The sequence below is a fragment of the Denitratimonas organivorans genome (genome assembly GCF_037478135.1).
Taxonomy (GTDB): Bacteria; Pseudomonadota; Gammaproteobacteria; order Xanthomonadales; family Xanthomonadaceae; genus Denitratimonas.
On record NZ_JBBHDV010000020.1, the window covers coordinates 21,923 to 29,040 of the forward strand.

4 protein-coding genes and 4 pseudogenes are annotated in these 7,118 nt (G+C 59.0%); 2 read left to right on the forward strand and 6 right to left on the reverse strand.

Annotation, left to right across the window (positions count from 1 at the left end; all coding sequences use genetic code 11):
* Nucleotides 1-366 precede the first annotated feature (366 nt).
* Complete coding sequence (locus WDB66_RS15250) at nucleotides 367-549, forward strand: DapH/DapD/GlmU-related protein (protein WP_489670879.1); 183 nt, start codon at nucleotides 367-369, stop codon at nucleotides 547-549.
* A 2-nt stretch (nucleotides 550-551) separates the two neighbouring features.
* Here the strand turns inward: WDB66_RS15250 and WDB66_RS14770 are convergent, their stop codons facing one another.
* The 5 genes and pseudogenes from WDB66_RS14770 to WDB66_RS14790 all read right to left on the reverse strand — a co-directional run.
* A complete protein-coding gene (locus WDB66_RS14770; RefSeq protein WP_339399367.1) occupies nucleotides 552-1,451 on the reverse strand; it encodes a lysylphosphatidylglycerol synthase domain-containing protein in 900 nt (299 codons plus the stop codon).
* Nucleotides 1,452-1,530: 79 nt separating this feature from the next.
* On the reverse strand, nucleotides 1,531-2,700 hold the full coding sequence (locus WDB66_RS14775; RefSeq protein ID WP_339399368.1) for a DegT/DnrJ/EryC1/StrS family aminotransferase: 1,170 nt from the start codon (nucleotides 2,698-2,700) through the stop codon (nucleotides 1,531-1,533).
* Between the two features lie 23 nt (nucleotides 2,701-2,723).
* Nucleotides 2,724-2,852: pseudogene (locus tag WDB66_RS14780) on the reverse strand (GDP-mannose 4,6-dehydratase); the annotation flags it as partial.
* A gap of 50 nt (nucleotides 2,853-2,902) precedes the next feature.
* A pseudogene (locus WDB66_RS14785) lies at nucleotides 2,903-3,577 on the reverse strand (IS5 family transposase); the annotation flags it as partial.
* Nucleotides 3,578-3,655: 78 nt separating this feature from the next.
* Nucleotides 3,656-4,248 (reverse strand): annotated as a pseudogene (locus WDB66_RS14790) (IS3-like element ISAzo10 family transposase); the annotation flags it as partial.
* Between the two features lie 60 nt (nucleotides 4,249-4,308).
* Here WDB66_RS14790 and WDB66_RS14795 point away from each other — a divergent pair.
* Nucleotides 4,309-4,704 (forward strand): annotated as a pseudogene (locus tag WDB66_RS14795) (DDE-type integrase/transposase/recombinase); the annotation flags it as partial.
* Between the two features lie 255 nt (nucleotides 4,705-4,959).
* Here WDB66_RS14795 and WDB66_RS14800 read toward each other — a convergent pair.
* The gene (locus tag WDB66_RS14800; protein ID WP_339399369.1) at nucleotides 4,960-6,822 is read right to left on the reverse strand and encodes a tetratricopeptide repeat protein; all 1,863 of its coding nucleotides are present in this window, start codon (nucleotides 6,820-6,822) and stop codon (nucleotides 4,960-4,962) included.
* Nucleotides 6,823-7,118 lie beyond the last annotated feature (296 nt).

Sequence of the window (7,118 nt, forward strand, 5' to 3'; positions counted from 1 at the left end):
CCATATCAGTTCGTCGCAGGCCTTTTGGACAATCTCCTGTCGTACGTCAGGGCCTTGCGCGTTGGGTTGCGATTCCCTTCCCTCCGCCTGGAGCGGAATGTAATCATCAAAGGGAGGATCGCAAACATCGAGATCGGTAAGCGAGTTGTCATACAGTCGGGAACGGTCGTCCATGCGGGGGGTATGGCGTGGTGCGAAGGCGCAGGCGCGGTGGTTATAGGGGATGATTCGACAATTTCCCCAAATTGCGTCCTTTATGGGGCAGGTCCTGGCGGAATACGAATTGGTCGTCGTTTCGATTGCGGTCCATCGGTAGGGATCTATGCGAGCCGTAGCGATTACGCAAGTAACGATTCGAAGGGCAGGATGTTCGATGCGGTTGTCATCGGCGACGACGTGGTGGTCTTTTCGCACGCAGTGATCGGCCCTGGAGTCAGGATCGGGGATAGGGCGGTGATCGCTGCTGGGGCAGTTGTGCTGAACGACGTTCCGGAAGGGTCGCTGGTAGGTGGAGTACCTGCGAAGCTGCTTCGTTCATCGGTGCGCTGACTTCAGTCAGGGTGTTGCGAATCCACAACTTTCTCATGGCGGGTAAGCAACGCACCCAATACCGTGCATCCGATGTCCACTGGAATCTGCCAGCAGCGGAACAACAGCGAAACGGAGATGATCATTGGCGCCGATAGGGTGGGGGAAAGCAACGCGCCAAGTCCGGCAGCGGCAGCTTCTCGAACGCCGAGTCCTGCAGGGATGGGGAGAGCAAGGATGCCTGCTGCGATGCCCAGATAGATGCTCGACAAGATGGGTAGGCGGTCCGCGTCGGGGATGCCAGAGCCGGCAGCAAGCAGAACGCACCATGCAGCTGCCATATTGGTTGTCATGCTGGCCGCATTCAGTCCAATTGCCCTCGGGATGCCAGGATTTAATCCAGCCTGGGCGGTAGAGAGTCCGGCGGCAGACGACAGCCTGGGTGCCAGTCGCTCCAACCAGCTTGCCAAGGGGAAAACGACAGCAATGGTGCAAGCTATCAATCCTGCAATAGAAGCGAGGATTGCAATCAGAGGTGAATCGAAGTACAGCAGCGCGACTCCCATTGTGATCGTCTGGATGGTCGATACAATCGCAAGCTCGATATTTGCAAAAGTGATATGGGATATCCGAACCCTGTTTTCCATCGCAAACGATTGCATCGCAAGCGACCAGACTTTTCCGGGAATGTACTTGCCCGGTTGCGACACTAGATAGGCGCTTGCGAGAGTCTGGTTGCTGGTCTGGTTGCCGTGCTTGTGAACCAGGGTAGCGAACAACAGCGCCTGGATGAAAGTGAATGCAATGCCAAGGATGATGGATAGTGTGAGCAATCCGATATCGCAATTAGCGATCAAGCGTGAAAGCTCTTCGTGGGAATGCCAGGCGAACCAAGTCAGTAGGCCGAATCCCAGCAATGTCATGAACATCCGGATTGCCCGTCGTGGGCGAATCGATGCAGGTTCAGGTGCATTCATTGCCGAGTGGACTTGGGCTCGATCATCAGCTGCGGGGTAGTGCGTGGCGTGTTGCGGAAATCACGCGCCCGACGTCGGCATCGCTTAGCTTCGGCGACAGCGGCAAACTCACCGTCGCTCGTCCGATCCGCATCGCCTGCGGCCACTGCTCCGGGCGCCAGCCGAAACGCTGCTGGTAATAAGGATGCTCGGCCAGCGACAGGTAATGCACGCCGTTACCGATGCGGCTGGCATTCATGGCCTCGAGGAATGCATCGCGCGAGATCCCGCAGCGACCCTCCTCGATCAGAAGCGTGAAGAGGTGATAGGCGTGGCGGGCGTCTGCCTCCACCGGGGCAGGCAATCCGATGGGCAGGCCGGCGAATGCGTCCATGTAACGACGCCAGATGGCTTCGCGTCGCTGCCAGCTGGATTCCACGCGCGCCAGCTGATGAATCCCGATCGCCGCTTGCAGGTCCATCATGTTGTACTTGAAGCCGCACTCGACGACCTGGTAATGCTTGTAGCCCTTGTCGCCGAAGCGGTGCCAGGCATCCTTGCTCATGCCGTGCAGTGCCAGCACGCGGGCGCGGGCGATGAGCGCCTCGTCGCGCCCGACGATCATGCCGCCTTCGCCGGTTGTGATGTTCTTGGTGGCATAGAAGCTGAAACAGCCGAAGTCACCGAAGGTTCCCGCTTTCCGGCCGTGGTATTCGGTCTCGATGGCGTGCGCGCAGTCCTCGATGACGGCCAGGCCGTGCTTGTTGGCGATCGCCATGATCGCGTCCATGTCGCAGGGGCGACCTGCGAAGTGCACTGGCAGGATGGCGCTGGTGCGTGGGGTGATGGCGGCTTCGATGGCGGCCGGATCAATGCACTGTGTGGATGCGTCCACGTCGGCAAGGACAGGGGTCAGTCCGGCGTGAATGATGGCGTTGGCCGTCGCGCAGAACGTCAGTGGTGTGGTGATGACCTCTGAACCGGCTTCCAAGCCGGCGGCGACCATGCTCACATGCAGTGCGGCAGTGCAGGAGTTGAGCGCCGCAACGCGTGTGGCAGGGAGCGCGTTGTAGGCGGCGAAATCCGATTCGAATTTGGCGACGCGCGGTCCGGTGCCAAGCCAGCTTGATTCCATGCAAGCCAGGACTTCGTCGATCTCTGCTTGCTCGATCAGCGGGGAGCCGAAGATCAAAAAAGATTGTTCGGATGGCGACACTGTAGTGCGTCCTAGAAGTGACCGATCCGCTCGATATTGAAGGACGACGAGCGTCGCTTGATGCCATGGACTTGGTAGCCCTTGGCCAGCAGGAATTCCGCCAGATAGGCGCCGTCCTGGCCGGTGATGCCGGTGATGAGGGCTTTTTTCATGCTTCGCTCGGGGTAACCGGTTGATCTGATTCCACGCGTACATTCTGCCTCACCCGCGCATTGGCAATCAGCCCATGACGGTTGTCGGCCAGGGTATGCCCCATGTAGCGCAGTTCGCTGGCGGTCTTGCCCTTGCGGTACAGACGCGCGTCGGGATCGGTCCGGGAGGCATGCGTGTCATTGCTGCGCGGCTGGCCACGGAAGTTGGTGCCATCGCCATCCTGATCATCCTTGCGCACAAAGCTCTTGTGCCCGGCCCAAGCCTGGATCAGCGTCCCGTCCACACTGAAGTGCTCGTTCGACAACCAGCCCTCAGTCTCGGCCATCGCCACGATCTCGTTGAACAGGGCCACCACCGCATCGTACTCGATGAGCCGCTGCCGATTCTTGGTGAACACCGTGGGTACCCACACCGCATCGTCCATCGACAGGCCGATGAACCAGCGAAACAACAGGTTGTACTGCACCTGCTCCATGAGCTGGCGCTCGGAGCGGATCGAGTAGAACACCTGCAGCAGCATCGCGCGGGCAAGCTTCTCCGGTGCAATGCTCGGTCGGCCACCTTTCCAGCCAGACTCGTAGATCTTCTCGAACAAGCCGTTGAGCCGCGCCAGCGCCGCATTGACCCGTTCGCGGATCGGGCGCAGCGGATGATCCGAGGGGACGAAGTCATCCATCTTCTTGAGGGTGAACAACTGCTCGATGAAGACATCGGTGCCGCGCATCGGATCAGCCTGTCAGGGTGTGCCGGAAGTGTAGCGGGTGGGGAGGCATTTCAGCAGCCTGCTAGCGGACGGCGGATCACGCCAGCGCTGCAGCGTGCGCACGGTGATGCCGGCCTCGCGACAGGCCGCCGCCAGGCGGGCGCCCTCGGCGTGGGCCTCATCGATCAGGTTCACCAGACGCTGGCGCTCTTCCCGGGCGGTCATTCGTCCGCGTCCCTGGGGTAGAGCGCCTCGAGTTTTTTTGACAGCACCAGCAACGCCGCCGCCTCCGCCAGCGCCTTGTCCTTGCGCCGCAGCTCGCGCTCCAGCGCCTTGATCCGCCGCTGCTCGGCCCGGCTCGCCACGCCCGTGGTCGCGGTCTCCGACGCACCCAGCGAAGCGGTCGCCGTCTGCCGCCACTCGTCCAGCTCGGATGGAAACAGGCCCTGCGCACGGCACCAGGCACTCTTGTCCGCCTCGCTCATCGACGCCGTCGCGATCACCGCCTCAAGCCGGGCTACCGGCGTCCAGCCGCCACGCTTGCGCCCAGACGCAAGCGCATCAGCACGCCAACGCTCCAGCGTGCCAACCGACACGCCCACCTCCCGCGAAACCACCTCCAGGTCCGCGCTCTCAGGCGGCAACAGCCGTGCTACCGCCTTGTCTTTGAATGCTTGTCCGTATCGAGCCAATGCGTTGTCCTCTGCCCCCGAGTGTGGAGTCTATCGGGGCGACAACTATCTTGACGCAGGGGGTGGTCCATGCACCACCGACAGGACCGGCAGATGGTGATCCGGGCGGTGCAGATGGCGGTCTGGCAGCGTCAGGACAGCCATCCTGTGATCCTGCACTCCGATCGCGGCAGCCAGTTTCGAAGCGGCGACTATCAACGTTGCCTGGAGGACAACACGTTGGTGTGCTCAATGAGCGCAGTCGGTCACTGTGGCGACAACGCCGCCTGCGAGGGCTTCTTCGGCCTGCTCAAGCGCGAGCGGGTATACCGCACGACCTACCCGACACTCGATGCAGCAAGGGCCGATGTGTTCGAATACATTGAGCGGTTCCACAACCCAAGGATGCGACGAAGGGTCGCAAGGCAGGATCTGAAGTTATCCACCCTTTCACAACCGTCCGTGATTTCGGGGTAGAACCCGCCGTTTGGATCTTCGTCTAAGATCAAGGTGCAGGGGAATCGGTCAAAATTGGTGCATGCGGAGTCCGAAGTCAGCGCGCAGACCGCGCGCGGGCTCTCCATAAGGAGGTCTCGCACGCACTCGAACTCGGCGATGAATGACTCCGCGATGGCTAAGCCGCCGGCAAGGCTTGGTTCTGCCACTTTCCGCTCCATGAAATTCCGCTCACCGTGACGTAACGCCGGCCGAAGTGAGTTGTCTCCTCCCTGCTCAATTATCGGCCGCAGGTTCAGCGGGTTGCATCGGCTGTCCATACATCACATTCCCGGCAAGGATGAACTCAACCATGTGCTGCACTTCATTTTGATCGAGCGGAGGGGCCAATTGTACGGCGCGCTCGGCTTCGTCGCGGGCTTCATCCAACTGACCAAGGGCTACCAGCGTCTCTGCAAGAAGCAGATGACTGAGGGATTCGGAGTCTTCGAGCTTGAGTGACTCACGCAGCATTTGTTCTGCCTCGTTCGGGTTACCAAGACGCATCTCTAGAAAGCCAGCAATACGCCAATACGTTTGCGTCATGGAGCGGTCGCGCATGAACTCCCGCGACTCCCGTACTCGCTGTTTGGTTGCGTTGGCCAGTGAAAGGTCGCCAATTGTCACGGCGAGGTCAAAGCCATTGAGATAGCAATAGTCGCAGTCCAGATTCTGGTCCAGTGCCTCCCGGACTCGACGATATGCAGATTGCAAATTTCCGGCATTGATTTCAGCACTGATCAGGTTGCCTGCTGCCAGACTGCTTTGTGGATGTGCAGACGATGCCCACCGCCACAGCGCAAGATCGTTTGACCATAGCGGAAGGGTGACTCGTACACTGGCTACCGCCCAAGCCAACCATGCCAACGCCAGGATCATTACCACCCGCCGGAGTCCTGCTCCCGGTTGCAGCAGGCATGCCCATTCATGCAACACACTTGGCAGCAGCACTGCCGTAAGAGCGATCGCACCCACCGCATATCGCTCATGGTAAAGACTTCCATCAAAGTGGCCCGGAAAGAAACCGAGCACTGGAAACAGATAAAGGCCAACTATTGTGACCCATGCACCTGTGAAACAAAATCGCTGTGTAAGCACCAGCAGACCGGCTGCCGCCAAGGCGAGAGCCGGAACCAGTCGCAACAACAGAGTCGAGGTGCTGGTTCCGAATGAATAATTCTCTACCGGGTGCAGTGGATTCAATTCAAGTGGAACGCCTGCAATCACACTCCAGTATTTAAGATATACATAGGCAATTTCTTCAACACGCGCCCCATCCGGGATCAACATGGGCAAGGTGACGTCCGAGGCCACGCTCCCCATCATGATTTTCCGCAAGCAAAGATATGCAACTCCTGCTATGAGGAGCATAATATAACTGGGCCAATTCTCGCGCATCAAGAGACGTGCACGATCCATCAAGGTCGCATGCCTTGCACCGCGAAACAGCCAGTCAAAAATCATTACGATGGCAGGATATGCCGCTGCAGACTCCTTGGAGCAAGCGCTAAGAAAGAAGCACGCCGCTACGATGATCGCACGGGGCCAACGTTTGCGAATGTAAAAATTGAACAACAGCCCCAGCAGCGCAAACATGACCTGCATCTGGTCGAATTGGCAGCCAATCCAGACCACCGTTTCCACCAGCATCGGGTGCAGCCCAAACATCAGCCCGGCCAATGCCACCAGCAGCAGATTGCGCTTGCCGGCTTCCCTCATCGTGCGTTGCGCCAGCACCATCACCAATGCCACATTGATCAGTTGCATGCCGAGGGTTACGGCGTGCATCGGCTCGGGCGCACCATCGAACAAGCGCGCCTGCAGCACAAACAGTGCCACCACCAATGGGCGGAAATAGAGCTGCCAATCATTGAAGCCGGTGAATATGTATTGCTTCCACAGATCACCGTGATAGAGCCAAGCGCGATGCTGGAAGTTGAGCAGATCATCCCAAACGAAGCCGGCATCCAGTACCGGGCGGTAGACCAGAAAAACGGCCACAAGCACGATAAGCATGTTGACCGCAGTTCGCCCACGGGGTGTTTGAAAAAACACCATCATGCGTGACTTTCTATTTTCCGGATGCGCATGCGAATCCATTTATTTCTGACTCCGGATTTTTACCGACCCTGTCGCCAGCATAATCACCCGTGCGCCGTTTCTGTGACTCAGCCTAGTCTCTTGACCGTTAACCTGCGCAAAGCGAAGCGCAGTCGCAAGATGGCAATTCGTATGGTCACAACTCGGAGCAACAATCCAAAGGCAACAAATTCCGGCCGCTTGAACGCCTATCATCAATACCTGGCACGTCACAGGGCTGGCGGATTCAACCCTGAAGTGCAATTTCCTTGAACCGAAGCGGGCCAGGTGCCGTAGGCTGGGCCGCTCCACGACCA